13 protein-coding genes are annotated in these 13363 nt (G+C 63.5%); 5 read left to right on the forward strand and 8 right to left on the reverse strand.

Features of this window, described 5'->3' with window-relative positions; genetic code table 11:
• The first annotated feature begins 12 nt into the window (after positions 1-12).
• Positions 13-1482: a M48 family metalloprotease gene (locus MESAU_RS06680; protein WP_015315296.1), complete on the forward strand. Its 1470-nt coding sequence runs from the start codon at positions 13-15 to the stop codon at positions 1480-1482.
• Positions 1483-1498: 16 nt separating this feature from the next.
• Here the strand turns inward: MESAU_RS06680 and MESAU_RS06685 are convergent, their stop codons facing one another.
• Positions 1499-2362, reverse strand: a complete 864-nt coding sequence (locus MESAU_RS06685; protein WP_015315297.1) for an RNA polymerase factor sigma-32 — start codon at positions 2360-2362, stop codon at positions 1499-1501.
• A 301-nt stretch (positions 2363-2663) separates the two neighbouring features.
• Here MESAU_RS06685 and MESAU_RS06690 point away from each other — a divergent pair, with 301 nt between their 5' ends.
• The 3 genes from MESAU_RS06690 to MESAU_RS06700 all read left to right on the forward strand — a co-directional run bounded on the left by MESAU_RS06690 (position 2664) and on the right by MESAU_RS06700 (position 5022).
• A complete protein-coding gene (locus MESAU_RS06690) occupies positions 2664-3437 on the forward strand; it encodes an amino acid ABC transporter substrate-binding protein (protein WP_015315298.1) in 774 nt (257 codons plus the stop codon).
• A gap of 137 nt (positions 3438-3574) precedes the next feature.
• Positions 3575-4255 (forward strand): amino acid ABC transporter permease, encoded by a 681-nt coding sequence (locus tag MESAU_RS06695; protein ID WP_015315299.1) that lies wholly within the window; start codon positions 3575-3577, stop codon positions 4253-4255.
• On the forward strand, positions 4252-5022 hold the full coding sequence (locus MESAU_RS06700) for an amino acid ABC transporter ATP-binding protein (protein WP_015315300.1): 771 nt from the start codon (positions 4252-4254) through the stop codon (positions 5020-5022). The genes MESAU_RS06695 and MESAU_RS06700 overlap by 4 nt, the downstream gene beginning before the upstream one ends.
• Positions 5023-5100: 78 nt before the next feature.
• Here MESAU_RS06700 and MESAU_RS06705 read toward each other — a convergent pair whose 3' ends face one another.
• The 7 genes from MESAU_RS06705 to MESAU_RS06730 form a co-directional block, all read right to left on the reverse strand.
• Complete coding sequence (locus MESAU_RS06705) at positions 5101-5682, reverse strand: CarD family transcriptional regulator (RefSeq protein ID WP_015315301.1); 582 nt, start codon at positions 5680-5682, stop codon at positions 5101-5103.
• Positions 5683-6050: 368 nt separating this feature from the next.
• Positions 6051-6389: a ferredoxin FdxA gene (gene fdxA, locus MESAU_RS06710; RefSeq protein WP_015315302.1), complete on the reverse strand. Its 339-nt coding sequence runs from the start codon at positions 6387-6389 to the stop codon at positions 6051-6053.
• Between the two features lie 229 nt (positions 6390-6618).
• Positions 6619-7005 carry an RNA-binding S4 domain-containing protein gene (locus MESAU_RS06715; protein ID WP_015315303.1) on the reverse strand — a complete coding sequence of 129 codons (387 nt, stop codon included), beginning with the start codon at positions 7003-7005 and terminating at the stop codon, positions 6619-6621.
• Between the two features lie 10 nt (positions 7006-7015).
• Positions 7016-10372: a helicase-related protein gene (locus tag MESAU_RS06720; RefSeq protein WP_015315304.1), complete on the reverse strand. Its 3357-nt coding sequence runs from the start codon at positions 10370-10372 to the stop codon at positions 7016-7018.
• A 315-nt stretch (positions 10373-10687) separates the two neighbouring features.
• A complete protein-coding gene (locus MESAU_RS31075) occupies positions 10688-10906 on the reverse strand; it encodes a hypothetical protein (protein WP_140720034.1) in 219 nt (72 codons plus the stop codon).
• A gap of 196 nt (positions 10907-11102) precedes the next feature.
• Positions 11103-11828 (reverse strand): acetoacetyl-CoA reductase, encoded by a 726-nt coding sequence (gene phbB, locus MESAU_RS06725; protein WP_015315305.1) that lies wholly within the window; start codon positions 11826-11828, stop codon positions 11103-11105.
• Positions 11829-11935: 107 nt separating this feature from the next.
• Positions 11936-13114 (reverse strand): acetyl-CoA C-acetyltransferase, encoded by a 1179-nt coding sequence (locus MESAU_RS06730; RefSeq protein WP_015315306.1) that lies wholly within the window; start codon positions 13112-13114, stop codon positions 11936-11938.
• Between MESAU_RS06730 and MESAU_RS31080 the strand changes: the two genes are divergently transcribed.
• Complete coding sequence (locus tag MESAU_RS31080; RefSeq protein ID WP_140616661.1) at positions 13101-13328, forward strand: hypothetical protein; 228 nt, start codon at positions 13101-13103, stop codon at positions 13326-13328. The genes MESAU_RS06730 and MESAU_RS31080 overlap by 14 nt on opposite strands.
• The last annotated feature ends 35 nt before the right edge of the window (positions 13329-13363 follow it).

Genomic DNA, 13363 nt, shown 5'->3' on the forward strand with positions numbered 1-13363 from the left:
GACAGGCTACGAATGAACTCGCTGGCGCGCTTTCTGGCGCTGGCCGGCTTTGCCGTGGCGCTGGCGAGCTGCCAGATGTTCACGCCTCCAGAAGTCCAGGAATCAGGCTTTCAGCCATCCGACAAGCCGATCACGGTCGACAATGTCGCCGCCAACAACAAGCTCGCGGAACTCGCCAAGGCGCAGCATCCGCGCATCCTGGCGACCTATGGCGGCGAATATTCCGATCCCAAGCTCGAACGCATGGTCGCCAAGGTGGTCGGCAATCTGACCGTGGTGTCGGCGAACCCAACCCAGACCTATCGCATCACCATCCTCAATTCGCCCAACGTCAACGCCTTCGCGCTGCCGGGCGGCTATCTCTACATAACGCGCGGCCTCTTGGCGCTGGCCAATGATTCGTCCGAGCTCGCCGCCGTCATCGCGCATGAGATGGGCCACGTCACCGCCAATCATGGGCTGCAGCGCCAGCAGCTGGAGGCCGAGGAAGGTCTGGCGACCAAGGTCGTTTCCGATGTGCTTGGCGACAGCCCGACCGCCAAGGCTGCACTCATCCGCGGCAAGCTCAGGCTGGCGCAGTTCTCGCGCAACCAGGAGCTTGAGGCTGACGCCATCGGCATCAAGTCGATCGGCGAAGCCGGCTACGATCCCTATGCCGCCGGCCGCTTCCTGCAGTCGATGTCGGCCTATACCGATTTCCGCTCGATCAGCGGCGCCACCGACGCCAGCCTCGACTTCCTGGCGACGCACCCCAACACGCCGCAACGCATCGATTTGGCACAGCGGCACGCCCGCCAGTTCGGTGCGCCCGGCTTCGGTACACGCGACCGCGATTCCTTCCTCGCCGGCATAGACGGCCTGCTTTACGGCGACACGCCGGAAGAAGGCTATGTGCGCGGCGAAACCTTCCTGCATCCAGGCTTGGGCGTGTCGTTCACGGTGCCGGACGGTTTCATCATCGACAATTCGGCGGCGGCGGTGACGGCGACCGGTCCCGGCGACATAGCGATCCGCTTCGACGGCGTTTCGATCGACAAGAACCGCGCCCTGACCGACTATATCAGAAGCGGCTGGGTGGCCGGCCTCGACGACAGCACCGTCAAGCAGGAAACCATCAACGGCAATGAGGCGGCGACCGCCCATGCAGGCGCCGAAGGCTGGCAGTTCGATATCGCTGTGATCCGCGCCGGCGGCCAGGTTTACCGATTGCTGACCGCGGCCCCCTCGGCCAGCACCTCGCTTGAAACGGTAGCGCGCTCGGTCAGCGGCTCCTTCCGCATCCTCAGCCCCGCCGAGAAGGCGGCACTGAAGCCACTGCATATTCGTGTGCTCACCGTGCAGCCGGGACAGACCATGGGGTCGCTTGCCGCGCAGATGGTTGGCGTCGACCGCAAGCTCGACCTGTTCCGCGTGCTCAATGCGCTGTCGCCGGGGGCCGCGGTTTCGGCCGGCGACAAGGTCAAGATCGTCACCGACAAATAAAAGCCCGAGCGGGAGATCAGGCGGCGGTCGCCATGAATTCCGGATTCTGCTTCACCAGCGCGACCTTGAGCTTTTCCATGGCGCGCGCCTCGATCTGGCGGACACGTTCCTTGGAGATGCCGAGCGTCTCGCCGAGCGCCTCGAGCGTGGCCCCCTCGTCATTCAGCCGGCGTTCCTCGATGATCCTGAGTTCACGCGCGTTGAGCGCGTGAAGCGCTTCCTTCAGCCAAAGCGAGCGGCGCGCGACATCGATCTTGTCGCCGACAATTTCGTCCGGCAAGGGATCGTCCGAGACCAGGAAATCCATCCGCTCGGTGCCGCCCGCGTCGTCGGCCAGCGGTACGTTCAGCGAAGAATCCGGAGCCGACAGTCGTGAATCCATCATTGCGACATCAGCCTCGGATACACCAAGCGCAACCGAAACCTCGCGGTAGAGATTTGTGTTGGAGAGCGGCTCGGCGCCGTTCGCGAGACGCGCACGCAAGCGTCTGAGATTGAAGAACAGGGCCTTTTGCGCCGAACTGGTGCCACCGCGCACGATCGACCAGTTGCGCAGGATGTAGTCCTGCATCGATGCGCGGATCCACCACGTCGCGTAGGTCGAGAACCGCACCTCGCGCTCCGGTTCGAAACGGGCGGCGGCCTCGAGCAGTCCGACATGGCCCTCTTGAACCAGATCGCCGAGCGGCAGCCCGTAATGGCGGAATTTCGAGGCCATGGAAATAACCAGCCGCATGTGGGCGACGGTGATGCTGTGCAGCGCGTTCTGGTCGTTGTCTTCCTTCCAGAGCAATGCCAGCCGATGCTCCTCCTCGCGCTCGAGATAGGGTGCCTTCATTGCCGCGCGGACCATGATCCGTCCTGCCGTGTCTTCCATCATAAGGCGCTCCGTGGCTCGGCGAGGCGAATGGCAGACACCGGCTTGAAATGACGGCGGCGTGCCCTACAACAGCCAAAACTGTCATGCGGGAGAAAGGTTCCGCCGGTGCGGGCAGGGCAAGCGCTAGCGTCCGCGCAGCTGTCTGGAACTTCCGGGCCTGCGAGTGAATTCCTTCCGGAGAATTTGATTTCCGGAAGACGCTCTGTTTGAAATTTCATTCCTTATTTTTTCGACGTGCATCTGTCATTTTCCAGCCCTCACAACATGCCGGGTTACCGGCCAAGGACGGGATCACAGAAAAATGAAATGGCTCAAGTCACTCATCATCGCCGGAACGTTGCAGGCCCTGGCCGTCGCATCGGGCCACGCCGGCGCCAATCTCGACCAGATCAAGCAGGCCGGAATCATCAAGGTCGGTACGGAGGGCACCTACGCTCCCTTCACCTACCATGACGCTTCCGGCGCGCTGGTTGGCTTCGATGTGGAGATCGCGAAGGCGATCGCCGATAAGCTCGGCGTCAAGGCTGAGTTCCTCGAAGGCAAGTGGGACGGGCTGATCGCCGGCCTCGACGTCAACCGTTATGATGCCGTCATCAACGAAGTCGGCATCACCGACGCCCGCAAGGCCAAGTACGACTTTTCCGATCCCTATATCGCCTCCAAGGCAGTGCTGATCGTGCGCGGCGACAACACCGACATCAAGGCCTTCGCCGACCTCAAGGGCAAGAAGTCGGCGCAGTCGCTGACATCCAATTTCGGCAAGCTGGCCGAGTCCAATGGCGCCGAACTGGTCGGCACCGACGGCTTCGACCAGTCGATCCAGCTGCTTTTGACCGGCCGTGCGGACGCTACCATCAATGACAGCCTGTCGTTCCTCGACTTCAAGAAGCACAAGCCCGACGCCAATGTGAAGATCGCCGCCCAGGAAGAGAATGCCGATTACTCCGGCGTCATCGTGCGCAAGGGCGATCCGGAGCTGGTCGCGGCCATCAACAAGGCGCTGGCCGACATCAAGGCGGACGGCACCTACCAGAAGATCGCCAACACCTATTTCGGCCAGGACGTCTCGAAGTAATTCACCAAGCGGGGCCGGCTGTCGCCCTGTGACGTATCCAGCGGCGAGTCGTTTTTGACGGCTCGCCGCTTTTGTCGTGATATGGCTGGCGCATTCGCGCTTGGATGACGCTCCCCGTCCATTCCGGAGGATCTTTCGTGCCGCACTGGCTGCAACTGATGCTGGACTCGCTGCCCTCGCTGCTGTGGGCAGCGTTGATCTTTACCGTGCCGCTGACGTTGCTGTCCTTCGTGCTCGGCCTGACGGTAGGGCTGGGCGCGGCGCTCGGCAGGCTGTTCGGCCCGAAGCCGCTGGTGGCGCTCGTGCGCTTCTATGTCTGGATCTTCCGCGGCACGCCGCTCCTTGTGCAGCTTTTCCTGATCTTCTACGGCCTGCCGTCGGTCGGCATCCTGCTTGACGCCTTCACCGCGGCGCTGATCGGCTTCACGCTCAACATCGGGGCCTACACGTCGGAAATCATCCGGGCGGCCATCGGCTCGGTGCCCAAGGGCCAGTGGGAGGCCGCCTATTCGATCGGGATGACCTGGAGGCAGGCGATGCGGCGCACCATTCTGCCGCAAGCCGGACGGGTGGCGGTACCGCCGCTCTCCAACACCTTCATCTCGCTGGTCAAGGACACGTCGCTGGCCGCCGCCATCACCGTGCCGGAAATGTTCCAGGCGGCGCAACGCATCGTCGCCACCACCTATGAGCCGCTCATCCTCTATGTCGAGGCGGCGATCCTCTATCTGGCGATGAGTTCGGTACTGTCGGCCTTGCAGACGCGACTGGAGGAGCGGCTCAACCGCTATGGCGGCTTCCTGGAGGCACGCTCATGATCAGCCTCACCAACATCGAAAAGCGTTTCGGCGACAATCTCGTGCTGAAGGGGGTGACTGTCGCCATCGCCGAAGGCAGCGTCACCGCGCTTGTCGGCCCTTCCGGCGGGGGGAAAAGCACGCTGCTGCGCTGCATCAACCTGCTGGAGATCCCAACTTCGGGCACGGTGCGGATCGGCGACGAGACGCTTGAGTTCCGCCCGGGCGGGAAGGTGCCGGCGGCGGACATAAGGCGTCTGCGCCTGCAGACCGGCATGGTGTTCCAGAATTTCCAGTTGTTTCCGCATCGCACAGCCATCGAAAATGTCATGGAAGGCTTGGTTACGGTGCTCAAATGGTCGCCGCAGAAGGCACATGAGCGGGCACTCGCGCTGCTGGAGAAGGTCGGCATGGTGCATAAGGCCGATGCCTGGCCGGCGACGCTGTCGGGCGGCCAGCAGCAGCGCGTGGCGATCGCCCGTGCGCTGGCGCCGTCGCCGAAGGTGCTGCTGTGCGACGAACCGACTTCGGCGCTCGACCCGGAGCTGGCTCAGGAGGTGGTCGATGTGCTGGGTCAGCTCGCCAGCGAGGGAACGACCATGGTGATGGCGACGCATGATTTGCGCCTGGCCTCCAAGATCGCCCAGGAGGCGGTGTTCCTCGACGCCGGCGTCATCGTCGAGCAGGGGGCATCCGCCAAGCTGTTCGGCAATCCGGAGCGCGAACGCACCAAGCGGTTTATCGCCACGCTGAAGCAGGAGGCGGCGGAGGAAGAGGGAGGCGCATAGGCGCGACAATCGCGGCCTTCCCCAAAAACAAAAACCCGGCGCGAGGCCGGGTTTTCGTCAACTTGAATGCGAAAAAGCTCAGGCAGCTTCTTCCTGCTCGGCTTCCTCATTGTCGGCCTTGGCGCCACGCTTGGGGCCTTTGTTGAGGTTGACCTCGATCAGGCGCACGGCTTCGGTTTCCGACATGCGGTTGACGGCCGCGATCTCGCGGGCCATGCGGTCGAGTGCCGCCTCGTAGAGCTGGCGTTCGGAATAGGACTGCTCCGGCTGGTTGTCGGCGCGATAGAGGTCGCGCACGACTTCCGAGATCGAGATCAGGTCGCCCGAATTGATCTTGGCATCATATTCCTGGGCGCGGCGCGACCACATGGTGCGCTTGACGCGGGCGCGGCCCTGCACGACCTTCAGCGCGCGCTCGACATAATCCTCTTCCGACAGCTTGCGCATGCCGATAGAGGTCGCCTTGGCGACCGGCACTTTCAGGCGCATCTTGTCCTTCTGGAAGTCGATGACGAACAGTTCCAGCTTGTGGCCGGCCACTTCCTGCTCGTCGATCGAGACGATCTGGCCGACGCCATGCGCCGGATAGACGATGAACTCGCCGGTCTTGAAACCGTGACGTGCAGCTGTGGACTTCTTCTGCGGGGTGATCGTTGCCATTACGCCCTGAACTCCTTGTTGTGGGCCGGCGGCGGTGCCGGCTGAACTCACGTGATCGGGGTCACCGATCATTAGCCGCACAACAGATGAACCCACCGGAAAGCCGGGACCGGCAAACCGCAAGAATTGCGACCGCCTGGCCCAGATCGCTCTGGTCCGGAATGGGATTTTCACCTTTCAGTGATTTGGGGCGTCTGCGCCATAAATCGACGTTGTGTCACCGGCATGTTTCGCTGATGTAACACAAAAAGTCGGAAGAATCAAGGTTTTGCTGCGTAAGCGAAGGCCACAACCAATCGCCGCCTGTCAAGCCGGTTAATCCGGCGTGCCTGTTACGCTGCGTCATACAAGCCTTTGCAGCGGTGTTGTCAATCGCCTTCGCCGGGCTCGGCGGAGAAGTATTTCTCGAATTTGCCGGCCTCGCCGTCGAAGCTCTTGGCGTCGGCCGGCGGCTCCTTCTTGGCGGTGATGTTGGGCCATTTATCGGCATATTCGGTGTTGATCTGCAGCCATTTGTCGAGGCCCGACTCGGTGTCGGGCTTGATCGCGTCGGCCGGGCATTCCGGCTCGCAGACGCCGCAGTCGATGCACTCGTCGGGATGGATGACGAGCATGTTCTCGCCTTCGTAGAAACAGTCGACCGGACAGACCTCGATGCAGTCCATGTATTTGCATTTGATGCAGTTGTCGGTCACGACATAGGTCATCGGTCGGCTCCGGGACGTCCCGTTTTTGTTGGCTTTTTCCGTGAGGTAACGCCTTTATGGGCTGCTTGCAAGGGTAGCCATTCCCAGCGGCGCCAGAGTTTGGGAATTGAATTTTCAGGTCGGCGGTGCCGCGACGGTCCCGCATCCCTCACCGACGTTGGTTTGCCGGTGCAAAATTCGCTTTGGTTGCCGTTGCCGCGGGAGCGCACATCTGCGTCGATCGGCAGGCTCAATCTTCGTCGCGCAATCGGTCGGTCTGGCGACGCTCTTTTTTGGTCGGGCGGCCGCTGCCTGCCTCGCGCAGCGCCGCGATAGCGTCGGGCGGGGCGTCGCCCTTTGGTGCGGGCGGAGGCGACATGTCTTGATAAAGAGTGCGGGCTTCCTCGGACGGGCCGCGCCGCGCGCCAGCGCCGAGCACCTTCCAGACGAAGATACGCCGGTCGAGCGTGATGGTCAGCACGTCGCCTGGCTTGACCAGATCGGAGGCCTGCGCCGCTTTGTCGCGATTGATGCGCACGCGGCCGGCGACCACCAATTTGGCCGCCAGCGAGCGCGATTTCACCGCGCGCGAGAAGAACAGCCATTTGTCGATGCGCTGACGGCCTTCAGCAACCATCGAAGCGAGTTTACTTCTTCAATTGGTCGCGCAAGGCGGCGAGCTTGGCGAAGGGTGAGTCCGGATCGAAACGCACCGGGCGCTCCTCGCGCGGCTTGGGCTGGAAAGCGGGCTTTCCGCCGCGATCGGCACCCTTGCCTTCCGGCCTGCCGCCCTTCCAGTCTGGCCGGCCTTCGCGGCGCTCGGGACGCTCGCCCTGCGGGCGGCCGTCGCGGCGCTCAGCACCCTCAGCTTGCGGCTTGGGCTTGAACTTCGAGCGGTCGAAGCGCGGCTTTCCGGCGCCGTCGCGGCGTCCTTCGTGTGTGGGACGGTCCGCGGGCGCGGCTGTTGCTTGTTCACCGCCGGCCGGCGCGTTGCTTCGGCCGCGCGCCTGTCCGTTTTGCGGCCGGTTGTTGCGGCCGTCGCGATGACGCGGACGCTGGTCGAAGCGACCTTGGCGCCACAGCAGGATCGGCTTTGGCGCTTCGGCTTCCGGCACGGGTTCGCCGGCGGCTTCCGCCACTGCAGCCGGTTCGGCGGCTTCAGTCGACGCGGAGGCTTCGACGGCGGGCTCCGCCGCTGCGGTTTCCTCGGTGGGCTCGGCAGTTTCAGGTTCGGCCCGCGGCTCAACCGGCGCCGGCTCGGCGGCTTCAACAGCGGCTTCGGCTACAGGTTCCTCCGCAACTTCAGCGGTGGCTTCCGCCTGCTCTTGCGCGACAGCTTCCACCGGCGCGTCGGCGGCGACTTCGGCTGGAACCTCCGTCTCCACGTCGGTTGCCGCATCCGGCACCAGTTCAACTCCCTCGGCGGCCGCCTCTTCCGCCGCCTTGGCTTGTTCCGCGCGGGCTGCTTCTTCGGCTGCCTGCCTGGCCGCGGCGGCTTCCCGCGCGGCATTGTCCTGCGCTTCCAGCCGTGCCTTGACTTCCGCGGCCGGCTTCGGCTCGGCGCGATAGCCAAGACCCTTGAGGATCTCTTCCATGTCGTCGGCGGTGGCGCCAAGGATCGACATCATCGGCGGCGTCACCATGAAGGACTGGCCGTCATAGGCGCCGTCCGGACGCTGGCCAAGGCCGGGCTTCCAGTTGGTCGCCGGGCGGATCAGGTCGGCCAGCCGCTCCAGAATGTCGATGCGCACGGCGCGGCGGCCGAGATTGCGGTAGCCAGCGAGCTTGTAGAAGGCCTTGTCGAAGGCCGGGTCGATGACAACAGAGGTGCGGCCCGAGGCCAGCGCGTGGACGACGTCGCCGAAGCCTGGCTTGTCCTTGCCGTCGTTCTTCAACGCCCACAGCAGCGTCACCAGCCCGGCGGGTGCCGGCTTGATCAGCGCGGGCACGAACACGTGGTAGGCGCCGAAGCGGACGCCAAGCCGGCGCAGCGCCGCGCGGCCTTCCTGGTCCAAGGATTTCATCTCTTCGGCGATGTCACGACGGTTGATGAGGCCGAAATTCTCGACCAGCTGGAAAGCGATGCCACGGCCGATGCCGGAAATCTGCTCGGCGTTCTTCAGATCGACCAGCGGCTTCAACAACGACTCGATCTGGAAATTGACGAAGCGTTCGGCGCGCGCCGCGACCTTGTCGCGCGCCGGGCCCGTCAGCTGTTCGTCAGTCAGCAACACCAGGCGCGGCTTCAGCGCGTCTTCGCCCGAGACCAGCGTGCCTATCGGCGCGCCGATCCAGCGCAGCGTGCCGTCCGAACCGAGCGCGAGATCGCCATTGGCGCAGGCGCCGAAGCGCTCCGCGCGTGCCTCGAACTCGGCGGCAAGCGCCTTTTGCGCGGCAGTGCGCACGGCCTTGGCGTCTTCGCCGCCGGCGGTCTGGTCGGCGGTGAAGCGGAACCCTTGCAACTCGCCGACATGATGGCCTTCGACAAGGACGGTTCCGGTAGGACTGATTTCGGCTTCAGGCATGGTATTTTCTCTAAGGCGCCGCATGAGGACGGAAGTCCTGCGGTCTACGAAGCGTTTCGTCAACCGCTCATGCAGCGCATCCGACAATCTGTCTTCGATTTCGCGCGTCTTTTCCTGCCAGTGTGCCTGATCGGCCAGCCAGCCGGGCCGGTTCGACACGAATGTCCAGGTGCGGATCTGGGCGATGCGGTGCGACAGCGTGTCGATGTCGCCCTCGGTGGTGTCGGCGCGGCGCACCTGTTCGGCCATGTAGTTCTCGTCGACATGGCCCTGCCGGGCGAGGTCCATGTAGATCGAGGCGATGAGGTCGGCATGCTGGGCAGGCGCGATCTTGCGATAGTCGGGCAGGGCGCAGGCTTCCCACAGCAGCGCCACGCGCTTGGCGTTGGTGGCGAGCGCGCGGATGTCTTCGTCGCGGGAGAGATGTTCGAGCGCTTGCGCATCGACGGCCGGCAGCGCGCGTGTCAGGCCCTCGACCGGAGCGTTGGTTTCGATCGAGCGCTTCAGCGCATCGAGGCTGGCGAAATCGAATTGGGCGGTGCGCCACTGCAGCACCTTCACTGGGTCGAAGTCATGGCCCTCTATCTTCTGGACCAGGTCCTCGTCCAGCGGATCGACCTGGCCGGTGACGCCGAACGTGCCATCGCGCAGATGCCGGCCGGCGCGGCCGGCGATCTGGCCGAGTTCGGCCGCCGTCAGATTGCGGTACTGGTAGCCGTCGAACTTGCGGTTCTGGGCGAAGGCGACATGGTCGAGGTCGAGGTTGAGGCCCATGCCAATCGCATCGGTGGCAATGAGATAGTCGACATCGCCCGATTGGAACAGCGCCACCTGAGCATTGCGGGTGCGGGGCGACAGCGCCCCGAGCACGACGGCCGCACCACCCTGCTGGCGGCGGATGAGTTCGGCGATGGCATAGACCTCGTCGGCGGAGAAGGCAACGATCGCGGTGCGCCTGGGCAAGCGGGTCAGTTTCTTGGAGCCGGCATAGGCCAGATGCGACAGCCGCGGCCGCGTCACTACCGAGACGCCTTTCAGCAAGCGCTGCAGGATACCGTGCATGGTGGCGGCACCAAGCAGCAGCGTCTCCTGACGGCCGCGCAGATGCAGGATGCGATCGGTGAAGATATGGCCGCGTTCGAGGTCGCCGGCCAGTTGCACCTCGTCGATGGCAACAAAGGCGGCGTCGGTTTCACGCGGCATGGCTTCGACGGTGCAGACCGAATATCTGGCGCCCGGCGGCTGGATCTTCTCCTCGCCGGTGATCAGCGCCACTTTGTTGGCACCGACCTTTTCGCAGACGCGCGTGTAGACCTCGCGGGCCAGCAGCCTCAGCGGCAGGCCGATGATACCGGTTTCGTGCGCCACCATGCGCTCGATGGCGAGATGGGTCTTGCCGGTATTGGTCGGCCCAAGCACGGCGGTCACGTCGCGGCCCGACAGGATCAGCGGCTCGGTGTGTTTCGGCTGGATGTTCATCGGCTCGGAAATAAGGCTTTCTGGCCTCTCGTGGTCGGGAGCGTGCCAGGACGGCGCGTATGACAGCCGACACATAGGGATTTCGGGCGCGAAGCGAAAGCAGAATGTTCCGGCAGGGTTCCGGAGACGCCCGCCTCACTCCGCAAATCAGCCCCTGCTTAACAGTTGGAACGAGTCTGGAACGAATCAGCGACGAATCGGCGACTCCGTAAGATTCAGCTTTTGTTCACGGCTAGATATGGATTTCGTGACCACGAGTCTCACCACATGCTGAATCACCGAACTGGCCCGTTTTATGCTGGGCGGGTCCTGCCGTTAACTTTCGCCGGGAACGATGAGGGCGATTCGGTGCGCGCCCGTTAAACTTATGAAACTGTTAATCTTTCTAAACTCGACGTTAAAGAATAGCAGCTTATCCCAGCCATTAATCTTAACATTGGGCTCAAAGCCGGAACGAATCGGCGACAAAGCAGCGCCGGCCGTATTTTCTCTTTTTGTTCCCTCAATATCTTGTCTTGTGAACAGCTTATCCACCGAGAATCCACAGGCTTAATCACAGGGTTCGCGCAGACGCGCCTACCGGCATTAACCTTTGCGTGCCGGATTGGGGCATTGCGTCACAGCGGCGTCTTCCAAGAGTCAGGCGCCATTTGGAAGCGGACCGATTTTCCGGTCCGCTTATCGCAGGGCACGCATGGATCCGCAGCGTTGGACTGCGCGAGCAGACGTCTCAGACGAAGTATTGGCCGCCATTGGCGGTGAGGGTCGAGCCGGTGATGAAGCCGGCATCTTGCGAAGCGAGGAAGACCACGCAGCGCGCGATCTCTTCCGGTTCGCCAAGGCGGCCGACCGGAATTTGCGGGATGATGCGCTCGTTGAGCACCTTTTCGTCGATTGCCTTGACCATCTCGGTGGCGATGTAGCCAGGGCAGATGACGTTGACGGTGATGCCCGCGCGGGCACCTTCCTGGGCGAGCGCCTTCGAGAAGCCGATGTCGCCGGCCTTGGCGGCGGAGTAATTGACCTGACCGGCCTGGCCCTTCTGGCCGTTGATCGAGGAGATGGTGATGACGCGGCCGAACTTGCGGTCGCGCATGCCGCCCCACAACGGATGGGTCATATTGAAGACACCGGACAGATTGGTATCGATCACCTCTTTCCACTGCTCGCGGGTGATCTTGTGGAACATGGCGTCGCGGGTGATGCCGGCATTGTTGACCAGCACCGAGACAGGGCCGAGGTCGGCCTCGACTTGTTTGATACCGGCCGCGCAAGCGTCATAGTCGGCGACCGACCATTTGTAGACCGGAATGCCGGTCTGCGCCTTGAACTTCGCCGCCGCCTCGTCGTTGCCGGCGTAGTTCGCGGCAACCGAATAGCCGGCGTTCTTCAAAGCGATCGAGATCGCCGCGCCGATGCCACGCGATCCACCCGTGACGATTGCAACCTTGGTCATGCATTTCCCCTTTTTGAAATTGCCCTGTTGTCGGGCTTGGCAGGCACTGGATTTGCTACAGGCACCACATGTGAAACGGGCGGCTTGCGCCGCCCGTCCAAAGTCTATCAGAAAGCCTCCACGCACATGGCGACGCCCATGCCGCCGCCGATGCATAGGGTGGCCAGTCCCTTCTTGGCGCCGCGCCGGCGCATTTCGAAGACCAGCGTGTTGAAGATGCGGGCGCCCGAGGCGCCGATCGGGTGGCCGATGGCGATGGCGCCGCCATTGACATTGACGATCGAGGGATCCCAGCCCATGTCCTTGTTGACGGCGCAGGCCTGTGCGGCGAACGCCTCATTGGCCTCGACAAGGTCGAGATCCCCTGCCGACCAACCGGCCCGTTCCAAGGCCTTGCGTGAAGCGGGAATGGGTCCGGTGCCCATGATCGCCGGATCGACGCCGGCGGTCGCCCAGGAGGCGATGCGCGCCAGCGGGGTGATGCCACGCCTTGCGGCTTCCGCTTCGCTCATCAGCAGCGCGCCGGCGGCACCATCATTGATGCCGGAGGCATTGGCGGCGGTCACCGTGCCATCCTTGTCGAAGGCCGGCTTCAGCTTGGTCATGGCATCGATCGTGGCGCCGTGGCGGATGTATTCGTCCTGATCGACAACCGTATCGCCCTTCTTGCCCTTGATGGTGAAGGCGACGATCTCGTCCTTGAACTTGCCCGCCTTCTGCGCGGCCTCGGCCTTGTTCTGGGAAGCCAGTGCGAACTGGTCCTGGTCGTCGCGGGTGATCTGGAACTGGCGGGCGACGTTCTCGGCGGTGTTGCCCATGTGGTAGCCATTGAAGGCGTCCCACAGCCCGTCCTTGATCATGGTGTCGATCATCTTGTAGTCGCCCATCTTGACGCCGGCGCGCAGGTGCTCGGCGTGCGGCGACAGCGACATCGATTCCTGGCCGCCGGCAATGATTACCTTGGCGTCGCCGGTGGCGATCTGCTGCATGCCGAGCGCGATGGCGCGCAGGCCCGAACCGCAAACCTGGTTGAGGCCCCAGGCGGTGGTCTCCTTGGGCAGTCCGGCAAGGATCGAGGCCTGGCGGGCCGGGTTCTGGCCTTGCGCCGCGGTCAGCACCTGGCCGAGGATGACCTCGTCGATCTCGGCCGGTTCGACCCCGGCACGCGCCAAAAGTTCCTGCACGACGACGGCGCCGAGCTCATGCGCGGGCGTGGCGGCGAAGGCGCCGTTGAAGGAGCCTACAGCCGTGCGCGCGGCGCTGGCAATGACAATGGAAGCGGACATTTTCTTCTCCAGACTTCAAGGGTGTTGTTGTGCCGTTGAGGACTTTTTTGCCCTTTCCCACCCCCAAGTCAAACCGGAAATCGGCATGGCGCCGATGCGCCGCAAGCGGGCCGCGCATCGTGGTGTCGGCGGTCCGGTCGCTGCCGCGCAGCATATTTTGCCTGCTATGCAGCATTATATGATCCCGCAGTGCACAAACTGCTTGGAATTGTAGGGCTTTTGCGCATATCCTCAAAAAGGGCGCAATCG

Source organism: Mesorhizobium australicum WSM2073, from assembly GCF_000230995.2.
Classification (GTDB): domain Bacteria; phylum Pseudomonadota; class Alphaproteobacteria; order Rhizobiales; family Rhizobiaceae; genus Mesorhizobium; species Mesorhizobium australicum.

Coding starts and splice junctions, on each gene's coding strand:
- MESAU_RS06680 (WP_015315296.1), top strand. CDS start 13: ATGAACTCGCTGGCGCGCTTTCTGGCGCTGGCCGGCTTTGCCGTGGCG.
- MESAU_RS06685 (WP_015315297.1), bottom strand. CDS start 2,362: ATGATGGAAGACACGGCAGGACGGATCATGGTCCGCGCGGCAATGAAG.
- MESAU_RS06690 (WP_015315298.1), top strand. CDS start 2,664: ATGAAATGGCTCAAGTCACTCATCATCGCCGGAACGTTGCAGGCCCTG.
- MESAU_RS06700 (WP_015315300.1), top strand. CDS start 4,252: ATGATCAGCCTCACCAACATCGAAAAGCGTTTCGGCGACAATCTCGTG.
- MESAU_RS06705 (WP_015315301.1), bottom strand. CDS start 5,682: ATGGCAACGATCACCCCGCAGAAGAAGTCCACAGCTGCACGTCACGGT.
- fdxA (WP_015315302.1), bottom strand. CDS start 6,389: ATGACCTATGTCGTGACCGACAACTGCATCAAATGCAAATACATGGAC.
- MESAU_RS06715 (WP_015315303.1), bottom strand. CDS start 7,005: ATGGTTGCTGAAGGCCGTCAGCGCATCGACAAATGGCTGTTCTTCTCG.
- MESAU_RS06720 (WP_015315304.1), bottom strand. CDS start 10,372: ATGAACATCCAGCCGAAACACACCGAGCCGCTGATCCTGTCGGGCCGC.
- phbB (WP_015315305.1), bottom strand. CDS start 11,828: ATGACCAAGGTTGCAATCGTCACGGGTGGATCGCGTGGCATCGGCGCG.
- MESAU_RS31080 (WP_140616661.1), top strand. CDS start 13,101: ATGGAAGCGGACATTTTCTTCTCCAGACTTCAAGGGTGTTGTTGTGCC.
- MESAU_RS06730 (WP_015315306.1), bottom strand. CDS start 13,114: ATGTCCGCTTCCATTGTCATTGCCAGCGCCGCGCGCACGGCTGTAGGC.